At 62.9% G+C, this 25,002-nt stretch carries 25 protein-coding genes and 2 rRNA genes (1 of these 27 only partly in view); 20 read left to right on the top strand and 7 right to left on the bottom strand.

What is annotated here, in order from left to right; translation table 11 throughout:
* From JNE37_RS13190 to JNE37_RS13225, 8 genes are all read left to right on the top strand, one after another.
* Positions 1 to 1,816 (top strand): 23S ribosomal RNA (locus JNE37_RS13190); it begins 910 nt to the left of the window's first position.
* A gap of 84 nt (positions 1,817 to 1,900) precedes the next feature.
* A 5S ribosomal RNA gene (rrf, locus tag JNE37_RS13195) occupies positions 1,901 to 2,016 on the top strand.
* A gap of 78 nt (positions 2,017 to 2,094) precedes the next feature.
* Positions 2,095 to 2,613, top strand: a complete 519-nt coding sequence (locus JNE37_RS13200; protein WP_203063207.1) for a hypothetical protein — start codon at positions 2,095 to 2,097, stop codon at positions 2,611 to 2,613.
* Between the two features lie 390 nt (positions 2,614 to 3,003).
* Positions 3,004 to 3,402: a c-type cytochrome gene (locus tag JNE37_RS13205; RefSeq protein WP_035031256.1), complete on the top strand. Its 399-nt coding sequence runs from the start codon at positions 3,004 to 3,006 to the stop codon at positions 3,400 to 3,402.
* Positions 3,403 to 3,587: 185 nt separating this feature from the next.
* Positions 3,588 to 4,568 carry a LysR family transcriptional regulator gene (locus tag JNE37_RS13210; protein ID WP_035031253.1) on the top strand — a complete coding sequence of 327 codons (981 nt, stop codon included), beginning with the start codon at positions 3,588 to 3,590 and terminating at the stop codon, positions 4,566 to 4,568.
* 139 nt (positions 4,569 to 4,707) lie between these two features.
* Complete coding sequence (locus JNE37_RS13215; RefSeq protein WP_203063209.1) at positions 4,708 to 6,459, top strand: pyrroloquinoline quinone-dependent dehydrogenase; 1,752 nt, start codon at positions 4,708 to 4,710, stop codon at positions 6,457 to 6,459.
* A 68-nt stretch (positions 6,460 to 6,527) separates the two neighbouring features.
* Positions 6,528 to 7,139 (top strand): c-type cytochrome, encoded by a 612-nt coding sequence (locus JNE37_RS13220; RefSeq protein ID WP_052152287.1) that lies wholly within the window; start codon positions 6,528 to 6,530, stop codon positions 7,137 to 7,139.
* A gap of 17 nt (positions 7,140 to 7,156) precedes the next feature.
* Positions 7,157 to 7,927: a hypothetical protein gene (locus tag JNE37_RS13225; RefSeq protein WP_203063210.1), complete on the top strand. Its 771-nt coding sequence runs from the start codon at positions 7,157 to 7,159 to the stop codon at positions 7,925 to 7,927.
* 7 nt (positions 7,928 to 7,934) lie between these two features.
* On the opposite strand, the gene JNE37_RS13230 is transcribed toward JNE37_RS13225, so the two are convergent.
* Positions 7,935 to 8,687, bottom strand: coding sequence for a pentapeptide repeat-containing protein (locus tag JNE37_RS13230; RefSeq protein WP_203063212.1), 753 nt, complete (start codon positions 8,685 to 8,687; stop codon positions 7,935 to 7,937).
* An 80-nt stretch (positions 8,688 to 8,767) separates the two neighbouring features.
* Between JNE37_RS13230 and JNE37_RS13235 the strand changes: the two genes are divergently transcribed.
* The 3 genes from JNE37_RS13235 (at position 8,768) to JNE37_RS13245 (ending at position 11,939) form a co-directional block, all read left to right on the top strand.
* Entirely contained in the window at positions 8,768 to 9,289 is a 522-nt protein-coding gene (locus JNE37_RS13235; RefSeq protein WP_203063215.1) for a thermonuclease family protein, read from the top strand.
* Between the two features lie 186 nt (positions 9,290 to 9,475).
* On the top strand, positions 9,476 to 11,224 hold the full coding sequence (locus JNE37_RS13240) for a pyrroloquinoline quinone-dependent dehydrogenase (RefSeq protein ID WP_052015117.1): 1,749 nt from the start codon (positions 9,476 to 9,478) through the stop codon (positions 11,222 to 11,224).
* 133 nt (positions 11,225 to 11,357) lie between these two features.
* A complete protein-coding gene (locus tag JNE37_RS13245; RefSeq protein WP_081899649.1) occupies positions 11,358 to 11,939 on the top strand; it encodes a c-type cytochrome in 582 nt (193 codons plus the stop codon).
* A gap of 8 nt (positions 11,940 to 11,947) precedes the next feature.
* Here JNE37_RS13245 and JNE37_RS13250 read toward each other — a convergent pair whose 3' ends face one another.
* From JNE37_RS13250 to JNE37_RS13270, 5 genes are all read right to left on the bottom strand, one after another.
* Complete coding sequence (locus JNE37_RS13250; RefSeq protein WP_081899648.1) at positions 11,948 to 12,700, bottom strand: pentapeptide repeat-containing protein; 753 nt, start codon at positions 12,698 to 12,700, stop codon at positions 11,948 to 11,950.
* A 664-nt stretch (positions 12,701 to 13,364) separates the two neighbouring features.
* The gene (locus tag JNE37_RS13255; protein WP_203063222.1) at positions 13,365 to 14,120 is read right to left on the bottom strand and encodes an ABC transporter ATP-binding protein; all 756 of its coding nucleotides are present in this window, start codon (positions 14,118 to 14,120) and stop codon (positions 13,365 to 13,367) included.
* On the bottom strand, positions 14,117 to 14,848 hold the full coding sequence (locus tag JNE37_RS13260; protein WP_203063226.1) for an ABC transporter ATP-binding protein: 732 nt from the start codon (positions 14,846 to 14,848) through the stop codon (positions 14,117 to 14,119). Before JNE37_RS13260 ends, JNE37_RS13255 begins: the two co-directional genes overlap by 4 nt.
* Positions 14,827 to 15,552, bottom strand: coding sequence for an ABC transporter permease (locus tag JNE37_RS13265; protein WP_246513253.1), 726 nt, complete (start codon positions 15,550 to 15,552; stop codon positions 14,827 to 14,829). Before JNE37_RS13265 ends, JNE37_RS13260 begins: the two co-directional genes overlap by 22 nt.
* A 74-nt stretch (positions 15,553 to 15,626) precedes the next feature.
* Complete coding sequence (locus tag JNE37_RS13270) at positions 15,627 to 16,616, bottom strand: ABC transporter substrate-binding protein (protein ID WP_035031227.1); 990 nt, start codon at positions 16,614 to 16,616, stop codon at positions 15,627 to 15,629.
* Positions 16,617 to 16,802: 186 nt separating this feature from the next.
* Between JNE37_RS13270 and JNE37_RS13275 the strand changes: the two genes are divergently transcribed.
* From JNE37_RS13275 to JNE37_RS22645, 7 genes are all read left to right on the top strand, one after another.
* Complete coding sequence (locus JNE37_RS13275; RefSeq protein WP_035091888.1) at positions 16,803 to 17,231, top strand: cupredoxin domain-containing protein; 429 nt, start codon at positions 16,803 to 16,805, stop codon at positions 17,229 to 17,231.
* Between the two features lie 12 nt (positions 17,232 to 17,243).
* On the top strand, positions 17,244 to 18,227 hold the full coding sequence (locus JNE37_RS13280; protein WP_203063228.1) for a PQQ-dependent catabolism-associated beta-propeller protein: 984 nt from the start codon (positions 17,244 to 17,246) through the stop codon (positions 18,225 to 18,227).
* Positions 18,220 to 19,509, top strand: coding sequence for an ABC transporter substrate-binding protein (locus JNE37_RS13285; RefSeq protein ID WP_203063230.1), 1,290 nt, complete (start codon positions 18,220 to 18,222; stop codon positions 19,507 to 19,509). Before JNE37_RS13280 ends, JNE37_RS13285 begins: the two co-directional genes overlap by 8 nt.
* The gene (locus JNE37_RS13290) at positions 19,500 to 20,324 is read left to right on the top strand and encodes an ABC transporter permease (RefSeq protein WP_035031219.1); all 825 of its coding nucleotides are present in this window, start codon (positions 19,500 to 19,502) and stop codon (positions 20,322 to 20,324) included. Before JNE37_RS13285 ends, JNE37_RS13290 begins: the two co-directional genes overlap by 10 nt.
* A gap of 272 nt (positions 20,325 to 20,596) precedes the next feature.
* Positions 20,597 to 20,740, top strand: a complete 144-nt coding sequence (locus JNE37_RS13295; protein ID WP_081840456.1) for a DUF1127 domain-containing protein — start codon at positions 20,597 to 20,599, stop codon at positions 20,738 to 20,740.
* A 152-nt stretch (positions 20,741 to 20,892) separates the two neighbouring features.
* Positions 20,893 to 21,852: a nucleoside hydrolase gene (locus JNE37_RS13300; RefSeq protein WP_203063232.1), complete on the top strand. Its 960-nt coding sequence runs from the start codon at positions 20,893 to 20,895 to the stop codon at positions 21,850 to 21,852.
* Between the two features lie 289 nt (positions 21,853 to 22,141).
* Positions 22,142 to 22,231 carry an SEC-C metal-binding domain-containing protein gene (locus JNE37_RS22645; protein ID WP_246513673.1) on the top strand — a complete coding sequence of 30 codons (90 nt, stop codon included), beginning with the start codon at positions 22,142 to 22,144 and terminating at the stop codon, positions 22,229 to 22,231.
* Positions 22,232 to 22,558: 327 nt separating this feature from the next.
* On the opposite strand, the gene JNE37_RS13310 is transcribed toward JNE37_RS22645, so the two are convergent.
* Positions 22,559 to 22,981, bottom strand: a complete 423-nt coding sequence (locus JNE37_RS13310) for a VOC family protein (RefSeq protein ID WP_203063234.1) — start codon at positions 22,979 to 22,981, stop codon at positions 22,559 to 22,561.
* A gap of 73 nt (positions 22,982 to 23,054) precedes the next feature.
* Between JNE37_RS13310 and JNE37_RS13315 the strand changes: the two genes are divergently transcribed.
* Positions 23,055 to 23,825 (top strand): helix-turn-helix transcriptional regulator, encoded by a 771-nt coding sequence (locus JNE37_RS13315; RefSeq protein WP_203063236.1) that lies wholly within the window; start codon positions 23,055 to 23,057, stop codon positions 23,823 to 23,825.
* Between the two features lie 119 nt (positions 23,826 to 23,944).
* On the top strand, positions 23,945 to 24,997 hold the full coding sequence (locus JNE37_RS13320) for a LacI family DNA-binding transcriptional regulator (RefSeq protein ID WP_035031208.1): 1,053 nt from the start codon (positions 23,945 to 23,947) through the stop codon (positions 24,995 to 24,997).
* Positions 24,998 to 25,002 lie beyond the last annotated feature (5 nt).

Raw genomic sequence — 25,002 nt, forward strand, 5'->3', positions numbered from 1 at the left:
GACGGTGGGTGCTAACGTCCATCGTCAAGAGGGAAACAACCCTGACCTGCAGCTAAGGTCCCCAAGTCATGGTTAAGTGGGAAAGCATGTGGGAATGCTTAGACAACCAGGAGGTTGGCTTAGAAGCAGCCATCCTTTAAAGATAGCGTAACAGCTCACTGGTCAAGCGTTCCTGCGGCGAAGATGTAACGGGTCTTAAACCATGCACCGAAGCTCAGGGTTTACACTTATGTGTAAGCGGTAGCGGAGCGTTCCGTAAGCCTGCGAAGGGATACCTGTGAGGGGTCCTGGAGGTATCGGAAGTGCGAATGATGACATGAGTAGCGATAAAGAGTGTGAGAGACACTCTCGCCGAAAGTCCAAGGGTTCCTGCGCAATGCTAATCAGCGCAGGGTTAGCCGGCCCCTAAGTCGAGGCGGAAACGCGTAGACGATGGGAACCACGTTAATATTCGTGGGCCTGGTGGTAGTGACGGATCGCGCGGGTCTGTAATCCCTTATCGGATTGGGATTGCAGTGAGCCGGTTCCAGGAAATAGCTCCACCAACATAGACCGTACCCGAAACCGACACAGGTGGACTGGTAGAGCATACCAAGGCGCTTGAGAGAACTATGCTGAAGGAACTCGGCAAATTGCACGCGTAACTTCGGGATAAGCGTGACCTTTATCTGGGCAACCAGGTAGAGGTGTCACAAAAGAGGGGGTAGCGACTGTTTATCAAAAACACAGGGCTCTGCGAAGTTGCAAAACGACGTATAGGGTCTGACGCCTGCCCGGTGCCGGAAGGTTAAATGGAGGGGTGCAAGCTCTGAAATGAAGCCCCGGTAAACGGCGGCCGTAACTATAACGGTCCTAAGGTAGCGAAATTCCTTGTCGGGTAAGTTCCGACCTGCACGAATGGCGTAACGACTTCCCCACTGTCTCCAGCATAGACTCAGCGAAATTGAATTCCCCGTGAAGATGCGGGGTTCCTGCGGTCAGACGGAAAGACCCCATGAACCTTTACTATAGCTTTACGCTGGCATTCGTGTCGGCATGTGCAGGATAGGTGGTAGGCTTTGAAGCAGTGACGCCAGTCATTGTGGAGCCGCAAGATGAGATACCACCCTTATCGTCATGAATGTCTAACCGCGGCATTTACAGTGTCCGGGACCGCGTATGGTGGGTAGTTTGACTGGGGCGGTCGCCTCCCAAAGAGTAACGGAGGCGCGCGATGGTAGGCTCAGAACGGTCGGAAATCGTTCGACGAGTGCAATGGCATAAGCCTGCCTGACTGCGAGACTGACAAGTCGAGCAGAGACGAAAGTCGGTCATAGTGATCCGGTGGTCCCGTGTGGAAGGGCCATCGCTCAACGAATAAAAGGTACTCTGGGGATAACAGGCTGATAATGCCCAAGCGTCCATAGCGACGGCATTGTTTGGCACCTCGATGTCGGCTCATCACATCCTGGGGCTGGAGCAGGTCCCAAGGGTATGGCTGTTCGCCATTTAAAGTGGTACGTGAGCTGGGTTCAGAACGTCGTGAGACAGTTCGGTCCCTATCTGCCGTGGGTGTTGGAATATTGAGAGGAGCTGTCCCTAGTACGAGGAGGACCGGGATGGACGCACCTCTGGTGGACCTGTTGTGGCGCCAGCCGCATTGCAGGGTAGCTATGTGCGGACGGGATAACTGCTGAATGCATCTAAGCAGGAAGCCTCCCTCAAAACGAGTATTCCCTATCAGAGCCGTGGAAGACCACCACGTTGATAGGCCGGGTGTGGAAGCGCAGCAATGTGTGAAGCTTACCGGTACTAATAGCTCGATCGGCTTGATCGTTCTCATTAATCAATGCCCGTAACGCAAACCGCGTTACACAAATCAAAATCATAACCAGACTTCACTTTAGGTGTTTTTCGCCGATCTGGTGGCCATTGCGCAGTGCCCAGAACCCGATCCCATCCCGAACTCGACCGTTAAACACTGCAGCGCCAATGGTACTAAGTCTCAAGGCTTGGGAGAGTAGGTCGCCGCCAGGTCTGCCAAAAACACCTAAATCTCAAAACGATAATCGATACACAAAAGCCCTCAGCCAAAACTGAGGGCTTTTGTGCTTTATGCGGTCCATTCTCATGACGCAAAGCCCCAAAACCCAAGCGCTACTAACCCCTGATTGCAGCAAATGCGTCGGGCTCTGCTGCGTTGCGCTCGCTTTCGACCGGTCGGCCTTCTTCGCCTTCGACAAGCCGGCAGGGGAGGTGTGTCGAAATCTCGATGACGAACACCGCTGCCGCATCCACTCGCGTCTGGAAGAGACCGGCTTTCGCGGCTGCGTGCAGTTCGATTGCCTGGGCGCGGGACAGCGCGCGACGGCGTTGTTCGAGACACCGCGCCATGATGGGGCGATGTTCGAGGCGTTTTCGCGGATGCGGCAGGTGCATGAGCTGCTGCAATTGCTCGATCGGGCGGCGGAGCTGCCACTGGATGCCGAGCAGCGCCGGCGCTGCGACGCGTTGCGGGCCGAGCTTTCAGAAGATTGGACGCTCGCGCAGTTTTCGGTGCTCGACCTTAAGGCGATGCGCCAGGAGGTCATGAGTTTCCTCCAGACGCTGCAGAAGCTGGTTCTCGCTTCCTAGGGCGGGATCGGAGGACAGCTGCATCCCGTCGGAGCGGAGGTGGGGCGTTTAGCTGCCGCGAAGTCCCTCCGGCAGCTGAGTCGCGCTGCTTCGTGGTGGAGCGTGCGCGATTCTCGGTAGCTCCGATACGAAGCGCGCCCGGCAATCTCTTCGTATCGCTGCCTGGCGCGTGCTCCAGCCGTTTCCTCTCCACCTTTCTGCCGCCAAGCAATTGCAAAATATGCAATCTGCGTGCCGAAAGCCTCTCCACGCCGCCCGCTATTGGTGCGATATTGCGGGTCGCGCGGGGTAGGGACCTTCTGTCGCACCTGTACGTTGTACTCCGGTGATAAAGGAAGTGGACCCAATGGTTGGCGGAACGCTCGCCTGAGTTTGGAGAGGACTGATCCTATGAAGAAGATTGCTATCATCGCGGCGGCTGCACTCGCTCTGTGCACCACCGGCGCCATGGCTGCGGGTGACCCGGCCGCCGGCGAAAAGGTATTCAAGAAGTGCGCTGGCTGCCATGCCATCGGCGAAGGCGCGACCAACAAGGTCGGCCCGGCGCTGAACGGCATCCTGGGCGAAAAGGCCGGCGCGGTGGAAGGTTACGCCTTCTCGCAGGCCATGATCGATGCGGGCAATGGCGGTCTGGTCTGGACCCCGGAGACCCTTTCGGAATTCCTCAAGAAGCCGCGTGACTTCGTGAAGGGCACCAAGATGAGCTTCCCTGGCCTGCCCAAGGATGACGACATCGCCAACGTCGTGGCCTACGTCCAGACGTTCTCGCCTGACTTCAAGGCCGAGTAAGCACCAGTTCGGCGCACACCGAGCTTTTATGGAGGACGGGCACCGCCCGTCCTTTTCCTTTGCGGACCCTCCGGACCGGCTTGTGATCACGCCTCGATCACCGGTTCGGCATGCGACCTTTTATTACATTCCCCGATGTAAAATATTGTGCTCACTTGGTTCGCTTGAGGAGGATGGCGGCCCAAATGGATATCACTTTAAAGCAACTTCAGATCTTTCAGGCCGTGGTCGTTGCGGGCTCGATCACCAAGGCTTCACGACGTATCGGACTGTCCCAACCATCGATCAGCCAGCAGCTGGCCAAGCTTGAGGAGAAGCTTGATACCCAGCTGATTCAGCGCAACCGCACCGGTGTCATCAACCTGACGCCGGCCGGGGAATACTGGTTCAAGACCGGCGACGAAATGCTTCGCCGGCTCGACAACATGGTCAACGAGCACCGCCAGAGGTTCGTCGACAATTCGGTGACGCTCAAGATCGGGGTAACCCCGACATTGCGGGGGCGTTTTACCGCCGCCGCGGCGCGCATCGCCAGCCAGGAAGCCGGTTTCGTCAAGTTCGAGCTCAAGTTCGCGCTGACGAGTGCCGAGCTCGTGGAGCAGCTCCGCCTGCACCAGCTCAACTGCGCCATCGTCAATTCGGAATCGATCGCCGACGACCGCGGCTCGTTCGCGGTTACGGAGCTCTTCCAGGACCAGATCGCCTGGATCGTGCCGGTGGAAGTGCCGCTGGCCGATATCAAGCGCGTGCTCTCCAAGGGCAAGCCGTCTGACGTCAAGGGCCCGCTCAAGAGCTTCGTGGAAATCGACGCCAACATCGCCCTGCGCCCGCGCACCGACGAATGGTATCGCTACACGCTCCCCGCCGCCACGCCGACCTATGCGGCAACGACCTATGCGGCGGCCGTCGACATCGTGGCCGAAGGCCTGGCGACGACGCATTGCCCGCTCTCGCTGCTGCCGAACCTGCCGCCGAGCGTGCGTGAACGCATCCAGATATTCCCGCTGGAAAACCTGAGCCGGACGGTGGTGCTGGCCATGCCCAAGCACCTCCTGACGCTCCCGTCCTACGCCTCGATCTACCGGGCGCTCGTCGAGTTCTGCCAGACCGACTACAACCGCGAAATGGCACCGAACTACATCGAAGGTCTCTCGCTCGCCGGTTGATCCGGCGGGCCGTTTTCCTGCTCCCCAAGCCATAGGACTTCAGAGGAAAGTCTTATGAGAAATATTGGCGAATTGAGCCGCGTCTGGGTGTACATAGGCTGACCCAAAAAAGTCTTACACCTAGATAAGGGGGGAGCTAATGACCAATCGGGTAGCCCTGCGTACGGGCATCGCGGCGGTCGCCTTGGTGGCGCTCGTCGGCGGCGTCGTTGCCGCCGACGACGTGACCGCCGAGCGTCTGCTGAACAGCAATTCCGAAGCGGACGCGGGCAACTGGCTGTCGGTTCATCGTTCTTACGATTCGAACCGGTATTCGCCGCTCAAGGAAATCACTGCGGAAAACGTTGGCGGCCTCAAGCTGGCCTTCGCCGTTCCGCTCGGGGGCACCGAGCCTTCCTCCTTCGGCGTCGGTGGCATGGAAGCCACGCCGTTGGCCAAGGACGGTTTCCTCTACATCACCGACCCCTGGGGTACGCCGTACAAGATCGACGTTTCGTCAGGCAAGGCCGGCAAGATCGTGTGGATGTGCGATACCGGCATCGACAAGGACGCCTCCAGCCCGCTGTTGCTCGCCAGCCGTGGCCTGGCGCTCTCGGGCTCGAACGTCATTGCCGTCCTCAACGATGGCCGCGTGATCGCCTGCGATGACGAGACCGGTGACGTGGTCTGGGACCAGCAGATCGCATCCGAGCCGGGCGAAGGCTTCTCGAATGCCCCGCTGGCGGTCAAGGACAAGATCCTGGTCGGCCAGTCCTTCGGCGACTGGGCAACCCGCGGCTGGATCGCGGCGCTCGATGCCAAGACGGGCGACGAAGTCTGGCGCTTCTACACGGTTCCGGAGCCCGGCGAGCCCGGTTCGGAAACCTGGAAGTGCGAAGAAGCCGGCAATCCGGACTGCTGGAAGACCGGCGGCGCTGCTGCCTGGGTGACGGGTTCCTATGATCCGGATTCCAACACGGTCTTCTGGGGCACGGGTAACCCGGTTCCGATGTACGATCCGGAGTACCGCCCGGGCGACAATCTCTACTCGAACTCGTCGATCGCGCTCGATTTCGATACCGGCAAGCTCAAGTGGTACCACCAGTACACGCCTGGCGATTACATGGACTATGACGAAGTTGGCGTTCAGCTTCTCATGAATACCAAGGTCAATGGCGAAGACCGCAAGGTTCTGGCGCACTTCGGCCGTAACGGCATGTTCTATACGCTCGACCGCACGAACGGCTCGTTCATCAACGCCACCCAGTATGTCGACAAGCTGACCTGGACGAAGGGCATCGACCCCAAGACCGGCCTGCCGGTCGAATACGATCCGTCCAAGTCGCTCCAGGTCTACGCTAACGGCGCTCCGCGTCGCGATGGCGCCACGGCCGAAGCCTGCCCGAACATCCAGGGCGGCGTGAACTTCTTCCCGACCGCCTACGATCCGACCACGGGCATTGCCTATGGCGCCGGCATCGAAGGCTGCTCGGACGTGTCGACCAAGACAGTCGCCCCTGAAGACGTGCACCCGGGTGGCATCTTCTCTGGTGGTGCAGCTGCAGCCAACGGCGTCCAGACCGGTTCGGTCTTCGCGTTCGACGTCGCCACGGGCAAGCAGGTTGCCAAGATCAACACGCCGTTCCCGAACTATGCCGGTGTCCTCCTGACCCCGGGCCTGGTCTGGACCGGTCAGCTTGACGGTACCTTCGCCGCCTACGACTCCAAGTCGCTCGAGGAAAAGTACTCGATCAACCTGGGTACGGCATTCGAAGCTCCGGCCATCGCCTATACGGTCAACGGCAAGCAGTACATCGCCGTCGCCGGTGGCGCCGTGGGTATCGCCTCGTTTGGTCATCCTGAACTGGAGAGCAAGCAGGCTGCCAACATGCTGTACGTGTTCAGCCTCTAAGGCCCTCACATAATCAAGTCTGCCGGGCAGTTTCCTGCCCGGCAGATTCTGCCATTAAAGGAACCCTTATGCGCCTGTCCCATTCCATCCGTCTCGTGCTGGCGGCCGCGGTCCTCGTCTGCGTTCCTGCCATTGCCAGCGCCGCCCAGCCGCCCAAAAAGACCGAAGCCGTTTCCAACGGCCCCCATTCCGAAAGCTCGCTGGAGCGAGATGCCAACGGCATTCCGGTTGGCGATGATCCGAAAGGCCTTCTGGCCAATGCCGATCTCGAGCGCGGCAAACGCGTCTTCCAGAAGATCGGGCTCTGCATTTCCTGCCACGGCTGGGACGGCAACGGCACCGGCAAGAATTCCCGCTCGGAAGGCGCTGCGGCGCTGCTGCGCGATACCAGCATGGACGCCGAAGCCCTGATCTCGGTGGTCCGCTGCGGCATTCCGGGCACCCCGATGCCCTACCACGACTCCCAGGCCTACAAGAAGCCGGAGCTCTGCAATGGCCAGGTGATGGCCGACTTCGATGAGGCCGGTGCGCCGCGCAAGGGCCACACCTTCAAGGAAGCCGACATCGTCAACGTCGTTGCCTATATCGAAGCCAAGCTCAAGGGCTACGGCAAGGCCACGCTCGCCGATTGCGAGGAAGCCTTCCAGCCGGGTGCCGGCTTCTGCATCGGCATGAAGTAAGGCCGAGGGCAGGGGCTATGGCCGACCGCGCCAAATGGCTGGCCACATTGCTGGTCGCCGGTGTGCTCAGCACGCCGGCTTTGGCTCAGATCAAGCCCAATGCCGAGGATGTCCAGGCCGGTCTCGTGCCGGCCTTTACCATCTGGGACGTCAAGCTGGGCGCGCCCGTCACCGATATCCCGGAAATGGAAGTCGTGGATATTTCCTGCGGCACCAATGGCGGGCCGCCCTCGACGCAGCTCAAGACCTTCGCTGAATACACCAAGTGCCAGGCCGAGCCTTCGGGCCTGCGCGAAATCTATTTCGCCAATGACGATGAGCTCGACTACATCGCCAAGGCGCTCGACAGCGAGTATCGCGTGCAGCAGGGCGGCACGACTATCTACGCCCATCCGATCGTGCAGTCGGCGCTCGTCGATGAGCAGGGCGTCGTGCGCGGCATCCGCATCATCACCGACGACCGGGCTGAGTTGCGCGACCGGCGGCTGGCGGTGACGCTCGCGAAAAATCTCAAGGGCCGCTACAAGGCCTGGCAGCCGGTTTGCAAGGATATTCCGCCTGCGGCCGGCGAGAACCCGGTCGGCAAGGAATTCACCCACGAGATCTGCACGGGCACCAATCCCGAAGGCAGCCAGGATTTCCGCATGGAAGCGACGTTCCTGCGCAAGAAGGGCCAGGAAGCGCTCAATCGCGAGACCCAGCAGATCAATCGCGGCTATTTCGAAAGCCGCACCCGCTTCGAAGTGGTCGAGAAGCCTTATGCACCCTCTACCGGCAGCGCGCGCTGAGCGCGGCTCAGGGCTGGTAGCGACCGTCCTGCATGAAGTTGCGGGCGAGGGTGGTATCCGCCCAGGAGACACCGCTGACCTTGGCCAGGGTGAACCGGCTGTCGGTCACGTCGGCCGCGGCGAAATTGGCGTTGCGCAGGTCGGCACCGTAGAAGTCGGTCGCCTTTATGTGCGCGGCCTTGAAGCTGGTATCGGCGGCCTTGGCCTTGGCGAGGCTGGCATTGTCCATGCTGGTGCCATCGAACACGCTCTTGCCGACGCTGGCGCCTATGAGGTTGGTGCCGATCATCTCGGCGCCCGTGAGGTTGGCGTTGTTGAGGCGGGCATTGCGCATCACCGCATTGTCGAGCGTTGCATCGACGAAGCTGGCGCCGGTGAGCCGCGTTTCCTGCATGCGGGCCTTGGTGAGGTCGGCCTTGTCCCATTTGGTGGCGGAAAGCTGCGCACCGTAGAAGAGCGCGCCGTTGACCCTGGCGTCCTTGAAGCTGGCGCCCGACAGGTCTGTCAGGTTGAAATTGGCATTGGTCGCCGTCGCGCCATCGAAGATTGCGCCCTTGAGGGTGGCGCGGTGGAAGGTGGCGCCAGTAAGGTTGGCGCCGGTGAAATCGACGCCGGAAAGATCTGCCTTCTTGAAGCGGGCATTGGTGAGATCGCAGCCGCGGCATTCCTTGCGCGCTCCGCTCAGCAGGTCCTCGACCGGCCCGGCATAAGCCGGCATGGGGAGGAGCAGCGCAATGAGAGTGAGGGCGGCAATTTTCACGGATCTGGCCTCGGTCTGGTCCCGAGGGTTCTAGACCACTTGGCCAAAGGCCGGCATGAAGAGCGTTATTGGAGGATCGAATGTCCAGCGTAACTAAGACCAATCTTCTGGCGGCCTTGGCTCTGGCCGCCGCCACGCTCGTCGCCGTGCCGGCAGAGGCTGCCGACACCGTCAGCGGCCCGGCTACGCGGGTCGACGCCGACATCATCATGGTCGGCAAGCAACGCGTGATCCTCTGGGCGGTCGATGCGCCCGAACGCAGCCAGTTCTGCCTCATCGATACCAAGAAATGGGGGTGCTACGAGGCCGCCACGCGCGTGCTCGACGATATCCTCAAGACCGGCGAGGTCACCTGCACGCTCCAGGACGGCAAGCCGGACCCGTTCGGGCGCCGCTATGGCGTCTGCAAGATCGGGGACACCGACATTGCCGCCGAGCTGGTCAAGCAGGGCTATGCGCTGGCGCTCACCGACCAGGGCGAAGACTATTCCGCCATCCAGAAGGAAGCAGAGGCCGCCAAGGTGGGTCTGTGGCGCGACGGCGTGAAATTTGAAAATCCCTGGGACTGGCGCCGCACGCGCACGCCGGGCGGTTTCCGCTAACAGGCTAGAAAACCAAGATTATCAGCGGGCTCGCAGGTCGTCTGCGCGCCCGTTTTTCTTTGGCGGACGATGCGCAAGCGTCAAAGTCAATGCCTATTTCGAATATTGGCATATTGAATCTGGTCCGATGCTCACATGCCTCCCGTGCCTTTGAGGAGAGGCATACTCACTGTTGAGGGAGGACTCATGTTTTCGAAGCTAGCCCTGTATACAGGGCTGTCGGCGCTCGCCCTTGCGACGCTGAACGGCCCTGCTTTTGCTGAAGAGGCGACGCCTGAACGCCTCTTGAATGCAGCTACCGAGGCGGAAGCCGGCAATTGGCTGATGGTGCACCGCACCTATGACGCCAACCGTTTCTCGCCTCTCAAGGAAATCAACGCATCCAACGTCGCCAATCTCAAGCTCGCCTATGCGGTTTCGCTGGGCGGCCTCGAGCCGGGCGCCGGCGGGCCGGGCGCGATGGAAGGAACGCCGCTCGCCAAGGATGGCTTTCTCTATGTCTCCGACCCCTGGGGTACGCCCTACAAGATCGACGTGACCTCGGGCAAATCGGGCAAGATCGTCTGGATCTGCGACACCGGCATCGACAAGGACCCGTCGACCAGCGCCATTCTCGCTAATCGCGGGCTGGCCCTGTGGAACAACCTGGTCGTCACCACGCTCGGCGATGGTCGCGTCGTCGCGTGCGATGACGAAACCGGCGATGTCGCCTGGGAAAACCAGGTCGCGTCCGAGCCTGGCGAAGGCTTCTCGAATGCCCCGCTGGCGGTCAAGGACAAGATCCTGGTCGGCCAGTCCTTCGGCGACTGGGCAACCCGCGGCTGGATCGCGGCGCTCGATGCCAAGACGGGCGATGAAGTCTGGCGCTTCTACACCGTTCCGGAGCCGGGCGAGCCGGGCTCGGAAACCTGGAAGTGCGAGGAAGCCGGCAATCCGGACTGCTGGAAGACCGGCGGCGCCGCCGTGTGGGTGACCGGCTCCTATGACCCGGGCAGCAACACGGTCTATTGGGGTACGGGTAACCCGGTGCCGATGTTCGACCCCGAATATCGTCCGGGCGACAACCTCTATTCGAACTCGAGCGTCGCGCTCGATTTCGATACCGGCAAGCTCAAGTGGTACCATCAGTACACGCCGGGCGATTACATGGACTATGACGAAGTCGGTATCCAGCTTCTGGTCGATACCAAGGTCAATGGCGAAGACCGCAAGGTGCTGGCCCATTTCGGCCGCAACGGCTTCTTCTATACCCTCGATCGCACCAATGGTGCCTTCATCAACGCCACCCAATATGTCGACAAGCTGACCTGGACGGACGGTATCGATCCCAAGACCGGCCTGCCGCTCGGCTACGATTCCAGCAAGAGCCTGCAGGAATACAAGGTCGGCCAGGCTCCGCGCCGTGATGGCCGGCAGGTCGGCAACTGCCCCAACATCCAGGGCGGCGTCAACTTCTGGCCCACGGCCTACAACCCCGAACTCGGCATCGCTTATGGCGCCGGCATCGAGGGTTGCTCGGACATGAGCACGGAGGGGAACGACCCGGCCAACGTGACGCCGGGCCAGGTGTTCCTGGGCGGCAACTACACGGCCAACGGCATCCAGAAGGGCTCGGTGTTCGGCTTCGACGTCGCGACCGGCAAGCAGACCGCCAAGGCCATGCGCCCGCTGCCGAACGATGCCGGCGTGCTCGCCACGCCCGATCTCGTCTTCACGGCCGAGATGGACGGCAATGTCGTGGCGTTCGATGCCAAGACCATGGACGAGAAGTGGAGCGTCAACCTGGGTACGGGCTTCAAGGCACCGCCGATGAGCTTCGCCGTCAACGGCAAGCAATATATCGGCATTCTCGGCGGTTCGGGCGGGGCTCCGTTCGGGCATGACGAGTTCGCCAACAACCAGACCCAGTCGATCCTCTACGTCTTCTCGCTCTGATCGGCTCGACAAAGGGCTGCCGGATGGTTTCGCGCCATCCGGCAGCCTGCGTCCGAGAACACGCAAGAGCCGGAGGCCGTCTGGCGTTTCCGTGAAACGACGGACGGCTCCGGCGTCATCCTGAGGAAAATCAATGCCACTTCTGACAACCCGATTTCTGACCGGTGCCGTGGCAGCAGCCATCCTGGCCATCGGCCTGGCGGTTCCGGCCGCGCTTGCCGTTCCTGCCAATACGCCCAAGCCCGCCAGTGCTGCCCAGGGGGCAGCCGATGCCGCCAAGACGGCCGAACTCGGCGGCGATCCGGTGCGCGGCAAGCGCGTCTATACCGATGTCGGCCGTTGCACGCAGTGCCATGGCTGGGGCGGCAATGGCGTGGGCAGCGATCCGCGCTCGCCGGGCAAGGCGGCGGACCTGCGCGCCACCACGCTCGATACCGAAACCCTGCGCAATGTCGTGCGCTGCGGCCTGCCGGGCACCGACATGCCCTACCACGGCTCTGACGCCTACAAGAAGCCGGAAGCCTGCTTCGGCCAGGTGCTGGCGGATTTCAAGGAAGGCGAGGCGCCGCATAAGGGCCGCACTTTCCGCGAGGTCGACATCAACAATGTCGTGGCCTTCATCGAAGATCACTTCAAGGGCAAGGGGCCGGTGACGCTGGCGGAGTGCGAGGAATTCTTCAAGCCTGGCGCCAAGAACTGCGTGGGCCTCAAATAGCGGCCCGCCTACTGCCGGAAGCCGCCATCCTGCATGAAATTGCGGGCCATGGTGGCTCCGGCGAAGGCGCCTGAATCCACCTTGGCGCTGGTAAAGCGGCTGTCCTCGATCACGGCGTCGGCGAAGACGGCGCCGCGCATGTCGGCATTCATGAAATCGGTCAGCCGGATCTTGGCGCCCTTGAACGAGGTCCGCGGTGCGTCGGCCTTGACGAGTCCGGCATTGTCGAGCGTGGCGCCATCGAAGACGGTACGGCCGAGACTAGCGCCGTTGAGGTTGGTGGCGAGCATCGAGGCTCCGCTCACATCGGCATTGTTGAGCCGTGCCTCACGCGCCACCGCCATGTCGAGCACGGCATCGGTGAGCTTGGCCCCGGTCAGCCGGGCCCGCTGCAACTTGGCGCCCGTCAGGTCGGCCCCGGCGAGGTTGGCCGCCGACAGGTTGGCCCCGTAGAAGAGCGAGCCGGCGAGCCTGGCATTGCTCATGTCGGCGCCCGAAAGATCGGCGAGGTTGAAATTGGCCGCCTCCGCCGTCACCCCCGCGAAGACCGCGCCCTTGAGGACGGCTCGATGGAACACGGCGTCGGTGAGCGTGGCGCCGGTGAAATCGACGCCCGTGAGATCGGTCTTCTTGAACCGCGCCCCCGTCAGGTCGCAGCCGCGGCATTCCTTGCGCACGCCCGAGATGAGGTCCTCCACCGGCCCGGCAAACGCGGAAACCGGAAGCAGTGCCAGCAACACGACAGTCCAGGCCAAACGCATCGGATGCTCCTCCCAGGCATCGGACTGGCAGGGAGCTTAGTGCGGATGGGGCAGGCGGGTGCCAAAGACGAGCATAGTCGGAAGCAATGTTGGGTTGGATCGCGCCACGTTGCCCTCTCCCCTTGAGGGAGAGGGTGCCCGAAGGGCGGGTGAGGGGTTCTGGCCGGCATCGCTGACCCCTCATCCGAGGGCTTCGCCGCCACCCTCTCCCTCAAGGGGGAGAAGGAGCTACGGCGTGATCTGACTCCAGGTCTCTCAGGACAACTCTCTCCCACACCACGGCACTTCCCCGGGTCTTCGCCCGGGGAAGTGCCGTGGTGGGGGAGGTATTTCAATGCAAAGGACAGCGTTGGGCGAATGCAGCCGATGGCCTCATCTCGCCCACTCCTCTCGGGGGACGCGGTGCCGAAGGGCAGGTGAGGGGTTCTGGCTAGCATCGCAGACCCCTCATCCGACAGCTTCGCCGCCACCTTCTCCCTCAAGGGGAGAAGAGAAGTGGGGGCACGATCGTACCTCGGCCGTAACCACCAAACCTAACCCAACCACCGTACTTCCCCGGACTTGATCCGGGGCCTATTGCACCCCCTCCACGCGAGTGGAGATAGCCGTGGGCCCGGGGTCTGCGCCCGGGGAAGTTCGTGGAGGGGTGAGAGAGACGGACAGCCTACGCTGCCGGCTCCACGTGTGCGTCAGCGCCACCGGTCAGCGCCACATACGCGTCCGTCAAGGTCGCCGCGCCGCTGGTTTCGATGATCTGGGCGGGGCTGCCCATATGCGTTACCTCGCCCTGGGCGATGAACACGATCCTGTCGGCGCGGTCGACTTCTTCCACCAGGTGCGTGGCCCAGAGGATCGACGTACCCTGTTGTTCGCGGACCACCTGCATGTGGTCGACGAGCTTGCGGCGGGTCGTGGCGTCGAGGCCGACGGAGGGTTCGTCCATCAGCAGCAGGTCGGGTTTGTTGAGCAGCGCGCGGGCGATTTCGACGCGGCGCTGGTTGCCGCCCGAGAGCGTGCGGACCGGGCGCTTGCGCAGGTCTGCCACTTCGAGCAGTTCGGTCACTTCCGAAATGCGGGTTTCGAGCAGCTTGCCGGAGAGGCCGAAGAGCTGGCCGTGGAACTTGAGGTTGGCGTTGACCGTCATGTCGAGGTCGAGCGAGCGCGACTGGAACACGACGCCGAGCCGCGCCAGGATCTCGGAGGCGTGCTGCTTGTAGTCGAGCCCGAAGACATCCACCGTGCCGTCATCGGGCGCGAAGAGGCCGGCGGCGATCTGGAAAAGGGTGGATTTGCCGGCGCCGTTGGGCCCGAGCAGGCCCACGACCTCGGAAGGCGCGATATCGAAGCTGATGCCCTTGAGCGCTTCGGTGCTGCCATAGGATTTGCGCACCTTGTCGAAAACCAGAACCGGCGTGCTCACAGTGCCTTTTCCTCCGAATAGGTCGAAAGCAGCTGCGTCAGGCGCAGCAATTCCTGCGGGTCGCGCTCGCCGCGGCGGCTTTCGAACGCGATATCGGCTACCACGCGCGCAGGTCGCCCGTCGAGCACGATGGCGCGATCGGCGAGGAGCGCCGCGTCCTCGGGCAGGTGGGTGACGAGGATGGCGGTGGGGCGCTCGCTTGCCATCAGCCCGAGCAGCACCTTCTGCAGGCCTGCCACCAGGTGGCGATCGAGCGAAACGAAAGGTTCATCCAGCAGCAGCAGGCGCGAATTGACCGAAAAGGCGCGTGCCAGCGCCACGCGCCGCTGCATGCCGCCCGAGAGCTGGTGCGGGTAGGCGTCGGCAAAGCCCTGCAACCCGACGCGCTCTAGCATAGCCTCGCCTTGAGGGCGGGTGATCGCGGGGTTGACGGCGGTGATGTTGTCGATGGCCGTGAGCCAGGGCAGGAGGCGGGAATCCTGGAAGACGAAGCCGGGCGGCGGGGCGGCCTCGGCCGATACACCGCCGATGGTGATGGTGCCGACATAGTCAGTATCGATGCCGGCGACGAGCCGCAGCAGGCTGGATTTGCCGATGCCCGAGGGGCCGACAAGCGCCAGCACCTGGCCGCCCGGTACGTCGATATCGAGATCGACATAGAGCGGCGCCGGCAGCACCGGGAAACGCTTTTCGGCAATGTCGATCTTCAGTTCCGGTCCATCCGCCACTTCAGCACGCTTCTTTCGAGGGGGCGCATGACGCCGTATTCGAGGGCGAGCACCACGAGGATGAACGCAACGGTATAGGCAAGGATGCCCGTGATGTCGAAGAACTGGAAGAACACCGAGACGCGGTAGCCTACCCCGCCATCGCTGCCCAGCACCTCGAAGACCAGCACGATCTTCCAGACGAGGCTGAGGCCGGTGCGGGCGGCGGCCAGCACGAAGGGCATCAATTGCGGGATGAAGATCAGCCGCAGCCGCCGCCAGAAGGGCATGCGGAAGGCGCTCGCCAGCTCGTCATAGTCGCGCGAGAAGCTGTTCACGCCTTCGCGGATCGTGGTGATGACCAGCGGGGTCTTGTTGATGATGACCGCCAGGATCAGCGCCACCTCGGTGAGGCCGAGCCAGATATAGAGCACGATGGCGACCACGATGGCCGGCAGGTTCAGCCCGACCACCACCCAGGTGGAGAACAGCCGGTCGAGCCAGCGCACGCGGCCGAAGGCGATGCCGATGGCAATGCCCGCGGCCATGGCGATGAAGAAGGCAATAGCCGCCCGGGTCAGCGTCTTGCCGAGGTCGGGCAGGAGCTTGCCGGTGGTGGCCAGCACCCAGAGGTGCCCGGCCACATCGATGGGCGACGGGAACAGGCGGTTCGGAAACACCATCGAAAGCACCTGCCAGATCACCAGCAGCAGGGGCAGCGACAATGCTTCGAGGGCGAAGTCCCGGGTGTGGCGGCCGGGCCGGTTCGGGGCCGGCAGCCGTCCGCGCGGCTCTTCGCTTATTTGCTGTATCCCTTCCAGAAAGTGCCGTCCGACAGCTTGGTCTGGTCGCCGACCACGTCCTTGCCGCCGAACTTGGCCATCAGCTCGAACGATTGTTCGGCCGCCTGCATCTTGCTCGGATCGTAATGCTGCACGATGCCGGCGCGGTAATCGTTCTTGATCTGCTCGAAGAGCGCGTCATTGTCCTTGGCGCCGGTAAGATCGCGGATGTCGTTCCACACGGCGTCGTCCGTCAGCAAAGCCGCTTTGGTGTCGAAGGAAGCATCCAGGAACGCCTTGATGCTGGCGGCCTTGTCGGTGCCGGTCTGGTCGGTGAAGGTCCAGCCGAGGAGCGGGGGCTGCTCGGAGACGCCGAGGTCCTTGAGCATGTCGGCGACCGAGATCACCTCGACCTTGCCGTCCACCTTGGCGCGGGCGTTCCAGTTCCAGTTATTGAGCGCGGCCGGGGCCTCGCCCTTGGCCAGGAGTTCATTGACCAGCGGCGGGGCGCCGTACTTGGCCGAGACGTCGTCGGCCAGGTGCCCGCCGGTCTTGCTGTTGTAATAGGCCTGCAGGATCACCCAGCTCTTGTCGACGGGCGAGCCGGCGACGGCCAGCGTCTTGCCCTTGAGGTCCTCGACCTTGGTGATGCCGCTGTCGGGCGCGGTCATCAGGCCGCCCACGGCCAGCGAGTGCGGTACCATGGTGACCATGTTGCCCTGGGCGCGCTGGAGCGACACCCAGACGAAATCCGAAAGGATCACGTCGACGGCGCCCGATTGCAGGGCGATCTGCCCGGCCTTGCTGTCGGCGACGTTGCGGACCTCGAGTTCGAGATTGTTCTTCTTGTCGAGGCCAAGCTTCTGCATGGCGGCCAGTTCCCAGCCCACCGTGCCGCTTTCTTGGACACCGATTACGATCTTGTTGGCTTCCTGGGCGAAGCCCGCCGAAACGCTGGCTGCCATCAGGGCGGCACCCGCCAGCAGGGTTGTCAGAAGCTTGTGCATGTTCCTCACCCGTGCGCGTTTTTCCTTTTGGCGCAAAGCGCTAGCATCGCGACTTATTAGGCATGACTATGTTCAGTATTGCCGGACACGTCATTGCGCCACTAGGTCGCGATCGTATCTTGCCCCGTGTTGTCAAGAAAGCTTCTAGCGGCCGAACTGGCCTGTCTTTGGGGGAAGGAAATATCTATGGGTCCTATCGTAAAATCCTTGGCTATCGCTGCTGCCACCACCCTGGCGCTCGCTTCGCCCGTATTTGCCGAGGGTAACCTGGCCGCCAACGGCACCAACCTGCCCGAACTCAAGATCGATACCGAGAAGCTGGCCTTCTCGGAGACCGAGTACCAGCTCGAAACCGGCAAGTACTACCGCCTCGACATCACCAGCGATGGTGGCGAGGAAATGGCGCTGGTGTTCCCGGAGCTGGTGCGCAATTCGTGGATCAACCAGATCGTCGTCAACGATCTCGAGGTGAAGGCCGGTGGTCTTTACAGCCTTGAATTCGACGATGGCGGCACGTTCAATATCTCGTTCGTTCCGGTGCGTCCGGGCGAGTACGATTTCTGGGTGCCCGGCTACGAAACCAGGGGCCTCAAGGGTAAGTTCATCGTCAAGTAAGGCATAGGCCAAATGAAAAGACTGGCGCTTTCTGCAGCCGTCGCTCTGATCCTTGCAGCCGGGGTTGGTACGCCAGCCCTGGCCAAGGATACTGGGCAGATTTTCGTTTCCACCGAGAAGGGCAACGAGGTGGTGGTCCTGGACAAGGACTACAACGTCATCAAGCGCATCAAGACCTCGCGCCGCCCGCGCGACATGCACTTCAATGCCGACCGCACGCTGCTCTACGTGGCCTGCGGCGACGATGACGCGATCGACGTGATCGATGTCGAAAAGCTCGAAGTGGTGGATTCCATCCCCACCGGCCCGAGCCCGGAAGTCTTCGCCTTCTCGCCCGATGAAAAGCTGATCTACGTCTCGAACGAAGAGGACTCGCGCCTCGAAGCGATCGACGTTGAATCGCGCATTTCCGTGCAGGACGTGCCGACCGGCGCGGAGCCGGAAGGCGTGCTGGTGACCCCCGACGGCAAGACCGCGTTCGTCACCTCGGAAGTGGCCGACATGGTGCACGTGGTCGATACCGCGACCGGCGCCGTCACCAAGAATATCCTCGTCGGCACGCGCCCGCGTCGCTTCATCCTCACGCCGGATGGGTCCGAGCTCTGGGTGTCGTGCGAGCTCTCGAGCGAGATCTACATCATCGATACCAAGACGCTCGAGATCAAAGGCGACAGCCTCATCTTCGTGCCGCCCGGCTTCCGCGAGGAAGATGTGACGCCCGTGGGCATGGCCATCACGCAGGATGGCTCGAAGGTCTATGTCAGCCTGGGCCGCGCCAACCATGTGGCGGTGGTCGATGCCAAGACCCATGACGTGCTCCAGTACATCCTCGTGGGCAAGCGCGCCTGGTCGGTCGACCTCTCGCGCGACGAGATGACGGCGATCGTGGCCAACGGCCTTTCCGATGACATCACGATCGTGGATACGGCTTCGATGAAGCCGGTCAAGTCGCTCCCCATCGGCCGCGTGCCGCATACGGTGGTTATCGATGACTGAGTTCCGTGAACTGCGCAGGCACCTGGCGTCCCCGGCTTCGAGCCGGGGCGCCGCGCCGCATGCAGAAATCTCACGAGCCCCCGGCCCGCAGGCCGGGGCTTTGCCATTTCCACGCCTGGCGCGCAGCCTCCTCCTCGCCGTCTGTGCCAGCGCATCGCTGACCGGCTTTGCCTCGGCGCGCGACGTCACCATCGGCTATCTCGGCCTCGAGAACGATCCGCGCTACCAGCCCGACGTCGTCTATACGCGCCTCGAGATCGCGCCCGGCGGCAATCCAGTGGTCGCCGCCCGCATGGGCATCGAGGACCTGCAGATGGTCACCGATGCAGTCGACCTCAAGGTCACGCTCGACGAGCAGACCGGCGCCGACGCGGCGACGCTCGCCGCCAAGGTCAAGGCCATGGCCGATGCCGGCGAGAACTTCATCATCGTCGATCTTCCCGGCGACGTCCTCGACCAGGTTGCCGCGCAGACCAAGGACCTGCCGGTCACGCTCGTCAACGCCACGGCGCCCGACGACCTGCTGCGCAACCGCTGCTATCCCAATCTCCTCCACACCGCCGCCTCGGATCGCATGGATGCCGATGCGATGGTGCAGTATCTGCGCACCCGCAACTGGACCAAGGTGCTGATCCTCGTCGGCCCGCTCGATCGCGACAAGGCTATGGCCGACGCTTTCCGCGCCTCAGCCGAGCGGCAGCGCTTCAATATCGTGGATACGCGCGAGTTCACGCTCGCCGCCGATCCGGCCAATCGCGAGAAGAACAATCCGCTGCTCCTCACGGGCGGGGTCGATTACGACGTCGTCTACATCGCCGACAACCAGGGCGAATATGCCCGCTACCTGCCTTACGCCACCCAGTTGCCGCGCCTCGTCGTCGGCGCCACGGGGCTGGTGTCGAGCGAGTGGAACTGGACGTTTGAACGCTACGGCGCTCCGCAGGTGGTCTCCCGCTTCGCCGATCTCGCCGATGGCCGGCACATGACCGGGCAGGACTGGTCGACCTGGATCGCCGCCAAGGCCATCGTCACTGCCTACGCCAAGGCGCGCTCGGAAGATCCGGCCAAGATCGTCGAATACATGCGCGGCAACCGCTTCAAGATCGACGGCTCCAAGGGCGTGCAGTTGAACTTCCGCTCCTGGGATGGTCAACTGCGCCAGCCCATCGTGCTCGCCACGACCAATGCCGTCATCGAGATGGCGCCGCTCGATGGCTTCCTGCATCAGACCAACACCCTGGATACCCTGGGGACCGACGAACCGGAGCATAAGTGTCAGTAGCAGCGGCCACCGGCCCTTATCGTCTCTGGCTCGGCCTTTACGCCATCACCTGGCGTGAGATCGCCAAGTTCCTGCGGCAGACCGAGCGCCTGCTTTCGGCGCTCATCCGGCCGGCCCTGTGGTTGCTCGTCTTCGCGACGGGCCTGCATGACCTCCTGGGCGTCTCGATCATCGAGCCCTACGAGACCTACACGCCCTATCAGGAATACATCATTCCCGGGCTCATCGGCATCGTCATCCTCTTCCAGTGCATGCAGTCGGCGCTCTCGATGGTCTATGACCGCGAGGCGGGCGTGATGCGCGTCATGCTCGTCAGCCCGCTGCCGCGCAGTTACCTGCTCTTCGCCAAGATCGCCGGCGCGACCATCCTCTCCATGCTGCAGGTCTTCGCCTTCCTCGCCGTCGCGCGCATCTTCGGCTACTGGCTGCCCGGCTGGGGAAGCCTCACCATCATTCCCTCCATCATCCTCACCGGCCTGATGCTGGGTTCGATCGGCCTTCTCGTCTCGGTCTATACACCCCAGATCGAGAACTTCTCGGGCATGATGAACTTCGTGGTCTTCCCGATGTTCTTCCTGTCCTCGGCGCTCTATCCGCTCTGGAAGCTGCGCGAAGCGGGAGCCGACCTCGTCTACTGGCTCTCGATGATCAACCCCTTTACCCACGCGGTCGAAATCATTCGCTACGCCGGCTACGGCAAGATGAACTGGATCTCGCTGGCGGTGGTCGTGGGCTGCACGCTGGTTGCGTTCGTCCTCGCGGCGCGGGGGTATAATCCGCAGGCCGGGGCCATCCGCAGGGTCAAGCGGGACTAGGCAATTCCCCGTGTCTGTGGCTCACCCCCTCCCTAGCCCTCCCCACAAGGGGGAGGGTGGGGTTTGCTGCTCGATCTGACCAAAGACACCACCCTCCCCCTTGTGGGGAGGGCTAGGGAGGGGGAAGGTCCAAGCGCCACGCATGCTTAACAAAAACCTAATCCCGGTTAACCCAACATGCGCTTTCCGCATGGCTCCATTTCGATTCCGACCCCTACTCCTTCCCGCCGGTTTGCCCCATTTATGCACCGTACAAGGAAGGACCTAGACAAATGAACATCCGCCAGAAACTCGCTCAGTTCGCCCAGTATCGCCAGACCGTCCGTGAGCTTTCCGCTCTCGACAACCGTCAGCTCAAGGACCTCGGCATCACCCGCTCCGATATCAAGACCATCGCTCGCGGCTCGGCGCTCTAAGCAGCAGCCTCGCAATAGCGAAGACCGAACGAAGGCGCCCGCAAGGCGCCTTTTGTTTTGCCTGGCATTTGCAGGCCAGCCCTGCCGCGATCCCCCTAGTCGCAAGCGCCGGCTTCGCCTAAAACCTCCGCCTGCGAACACAGAGGATTTCAATGGCTAAGCATAAGGTCATCTTCGATACCGATCCGGGTATCGACGACGCGATGGCGCTGCTCTACCTGCACCATCACCCCGATATCGAACTTCTGGGCATCACCACCGTTTTCGGCAATGCGCGCATCGAAACCACGACGCGCAACGCGCTCTATCTCAAGCAGGCCTGGGATATCGCAGCGCCCGTCGCCAAGGGCGCCGGCGTCACGCTCGATCCCGCCCGCGTCGATCGCGAGCCGCCCACCATCGTTCATGGCGATAATGGCCTGGGCAATATCGCCATGCCCGAGGTCATCGACCTGCCGCTCGATCCGCGTCCGGCCCATCGTTTCCTCATCGATACGATCAAGGCGCATCCGGGCGAGATCGAACTGGTCGCTGTTGGCCGCATGACGAACCTCGCCCTCGCCCTGCGTGAGGCGCCCGAGATCGCCGGCCTCGTCAAGCAGGTCGTCATCATGGGCGGCGGCATCACCGCCAACGGCAACGTCACGCCGGTGGCCGAGGCCAATATCCACGGCGATCCGGAAGCGGCGGATGCCGTGATGACCGCGCCCTGGAAGGTCGTGCTCATCGGGCTCGACGTCACCGCCAAGACCATCATGACCCGCGCCCAGCTCGCCGATATCGGCAGAGCCGGCGGCAATCGCGCGCAGCTCGTGGTCGATGTCAGCCAGTATTATCTCGGTTTCTACGAGACCGTGGTCGCCGATGGCATGATGGTGCACGACAGCTGCGCGGCGGCCTATGTCACCAATCCCGAGCTCTTCACCACCCAGTCCGGCGCCATCCGCGTCGTCTGCGGCGGCATTGCCGATGGCCAGACCATCCAGAAGCCCGATGGCCGCGGCTTCCCGCCCAATCCCTGGGACGGTTTCCCGAGCCAGCTGGCGGCGGTGGGCATCGAGTCCGAAAGGGTCCTCAAGCTCATCCACGACGTGATCGCGCAGGGCGCGTGACCACGAGAACCGGCCGCAAGCGGCCGGTTTTTCTTTCCCGGCGTTGATGGGTGCCTGAAGCCCCGAAGCCACACTCACCGCCCAATACCACCCGCTCCCCTCGACGCATTACGCAGGCGCCTCTACACGTGCCCGGGTTGCAATCGGCAACCAGCACAAGAGGAGGCGACCATGGCTCGCAAACACCTCACGGACCTGAGCTTTCGAGGTCACGTCTAAACGACGCAAATCCTATCCGTCAGAAACCCACGTCAAGACCGGGCGCCAGTTCGTTCACGGCGACACCGAGCTGCTCGAAAAGCTCGGGCGCAACGATCCGTGCCCCTGCGGTTCGCGGAGGCGGTTTCAAGAATTGCTGCCTCAAGTCGGGTCAGTATGACGGCATCCATCGCGACCATTACTTTTAGGGACCGCGAATGAGGAAGCGGCGCGCAGCGAGCGCGCCGCAACACCCGGGCCTAGGGTCCGCACTCAATAAGTCCCGGCGCCCCCCAGAGCGCTTATCTTCCCATCCGACAGATTCCAACGGAAGGCGCTGTCCGTCTGCCGCGCCACAACCACTGAATTTCCCCGACCGCAGAGCCGGGGCCCACGGATTGCTCCACTCGAGTGGAGAATGGCAATGGGCCCCGGATCAAGTCCGGGGAAGTCCGGTGGGTGGGGCGGCCATCGCAACCTCATCTACCGGTGCGATTGAGTACGGACCCTACCGCGCCTGCGCGCTTTCGACATCGAGCACCCAGGTCACGCCGAACCGGTCGCGGATCATGCCGTAGAGCGCCGCCCAACCCGAGGGTGCGAGCGGCTGGACCACCACGGCGCCATCCGCGAGCTTCTCCCAATAGGCCGAAATCTCCTCCGCGTTGTCGCCTCGCACCGAGACGAAGAACGGGATTTCGCCAGGGCTCCATGCCAGCCGCGAGGGCACGTCATAGGCCATGATGCAGAACCCGTTTGCGGAGGCGACCTGGCCCCACATGATCTGGTCTGCCTCGCTTTCATCCAGCGCCGCATGCGCGTCGCGATACGAAATTGCCACCAGCTCGCCGCCGAACACGTGCCGATAGAATTCCAGCGCCGCCCGCGCGTCGCCGCGGAAGTTGAGGTGTGTCACCGTCCTGATCGCCATCTGAGCTCTCCTTTGTCTCGGGTCGATGGCGCTGCTATAAGCCAGTCCAACTGCCAGTTTCCGTCAGTTGGATATGCCCCGCTCCGATCGTCTCTTTCGCCTGCTGCAGGCCATGCGCGTAATGCCCGTGCCGATCACGGCTGCGCGTCTCGCCGAGGAGACGGGCGTTTCCCTGCGTTCGCTCTATCGCGACATCGATAGCCTGCGCGCTGCCGGCGCCCGCATCGAAGGCGAGCGCGGCTACGGCTATCGGCTCATCGAAGACTATGCGCTGCCGCCCCAGACTTTCGACCGCACCGAGATCGAGGCCATCGCGCTTGGCCTGGCCGAAGTCCGCCACATGGGCGATCCCGCCCTCGCCAAGGCGGCGGCTGCCGTCCTCGCGAAGATCTCGGCCACGCTGCCCGACGATGGCGAGCAGCAGCTCTTTCACGCCATTTCCCGCGTCTACCGCCCCGACGCCCGCTTCGCGCCTGCTGCCGAGCTCGACCTCATCCGCCAGGCCTGCTGGCGCGAAGAGGCTCTCGCCATTCACTATGTCGACAAAAGCGGCGCCACCAGCGAGCGCACGATCTACCCGCTGGCGATCGTCTATGCCGACCGCACGCTGACCATCCTCGCCTGGTGCTGCCTGCGCCAGGATTTCCGCATGTTCGCCCCCAACCGCATCACGCGCCTCGCGCAAACCGGCCAGAGCTTCCGCCCGCAACGCGCGGCTTTGCTCCGCACCTATCTCGCGCAACTGGAGGCGCGCAGCGGCAGCTCCGCGCCGAAGATGAGGGTAGACTCAATCTCGGATTCGCCTCGCCTCCGCCGCCCCCAAATCCGGCCCGAACCCAGCTAAACCGCCAAAATCCCACCGGAATCTTATCGATTGACGTGTCGTGAGACTCCTTGGTAACGTTCCCACGAAGATCGAGCAGAGGCTAGGCAATAGTCCCAGGCCGGTCATGGGAAGAGTTGATGGATAAGAGCCGCAATCGCAGGCCGACGATCATTGACGTCGCCGAGCACGCCGGGGTGTCGAAGAGCACCGTGGCGCGCGTGCTTGCCGGTTCCTCCAGCATTTCTGAAGATGCCCGCGATCGCGTGATGAAGGCCGTTGCCGCCACCGGCTACGAGCGTAACCATCTGGCCGTCGGCATGCGTTCGGGTCGCTCGGGCCTCCTCGGCATCGTCATCCCCGACATCACCAACCCGTTCTGGGCCGGCGTCGCCCGCGGCGCGCAGGATCGCGCAGCCGAGCACAATATCTCGCTCCTTGTCTTCTCGTCCGATTGGGATGCCGGCAAGGAGGCGCGGCATCTGCGGGCCCTGCGGCAGGCGCGCGTCGATGGTGCGATCATCAATCCTGTCGCCGACAATTTCGACGATCTCTCGCGCTTCGGCCTGCCCTTCGTCTTCATCGGCTCCTCGGCCGAGCGCTTCTCGGATTCATCGAGCGTCGGCTCGGATATCGCCCAGGCTGTGCGCCTAGGCATGGAGCACCTCTTCAGCAAGGGCCATACGCGCCCGGCCTTCATCCTCGGCCCGCGTTCGCGTCTGGCGCGGGCGCGTTTCCTGCGCACCGTCCACGATTTCTGCGTCGAGCGCGATATCGATCCGGCCGTGCTGGCGATGGAGGATGCCGAATATACCGTCGAGGGCGGCAAGGCGGCGATGGAGCGGTTGCTTGCCCGCCGGGGCAGGGGGCATCTTTCCGTTTTCGCCGCCAACGATCTCATGGCGCTGGGCGCGATGATGGCGGTGCGTGATGCGGGTCTGTCGTGCCCGGAGGATGTGTCCATCCTCGGCTTCGACGGCATTCCGGCCGGCGCTTTCGCCTGGCCGGGTCTCACCACGATCGAAAAACCGAGCCGGGAGATTGGCGTGCGCGCCGTCGATTGCCTGCTCGATGAAATTGCCGGCCGGCCTGAACATGGCCGGGTCTATATGCCGTGCCGCCTGGTAGAGCGAGGCTCACTCGCCGATCTGACGGCCACCGCGCCAAGCAAGATGGTCGCGGCAGGGAGGTGACCAGA

The sequence above is a fragment of the Paradevosia shaoguanensis genome, assembly GCF_016801025.1.
GTDB classification, from domain to species: domain Bacteria; phylum Pseudomonadota; class Alphaproteobacteria; order Rhizobiales; family Devosiaceae; genus Paradevosia; species Paradevosia shaoguanensis.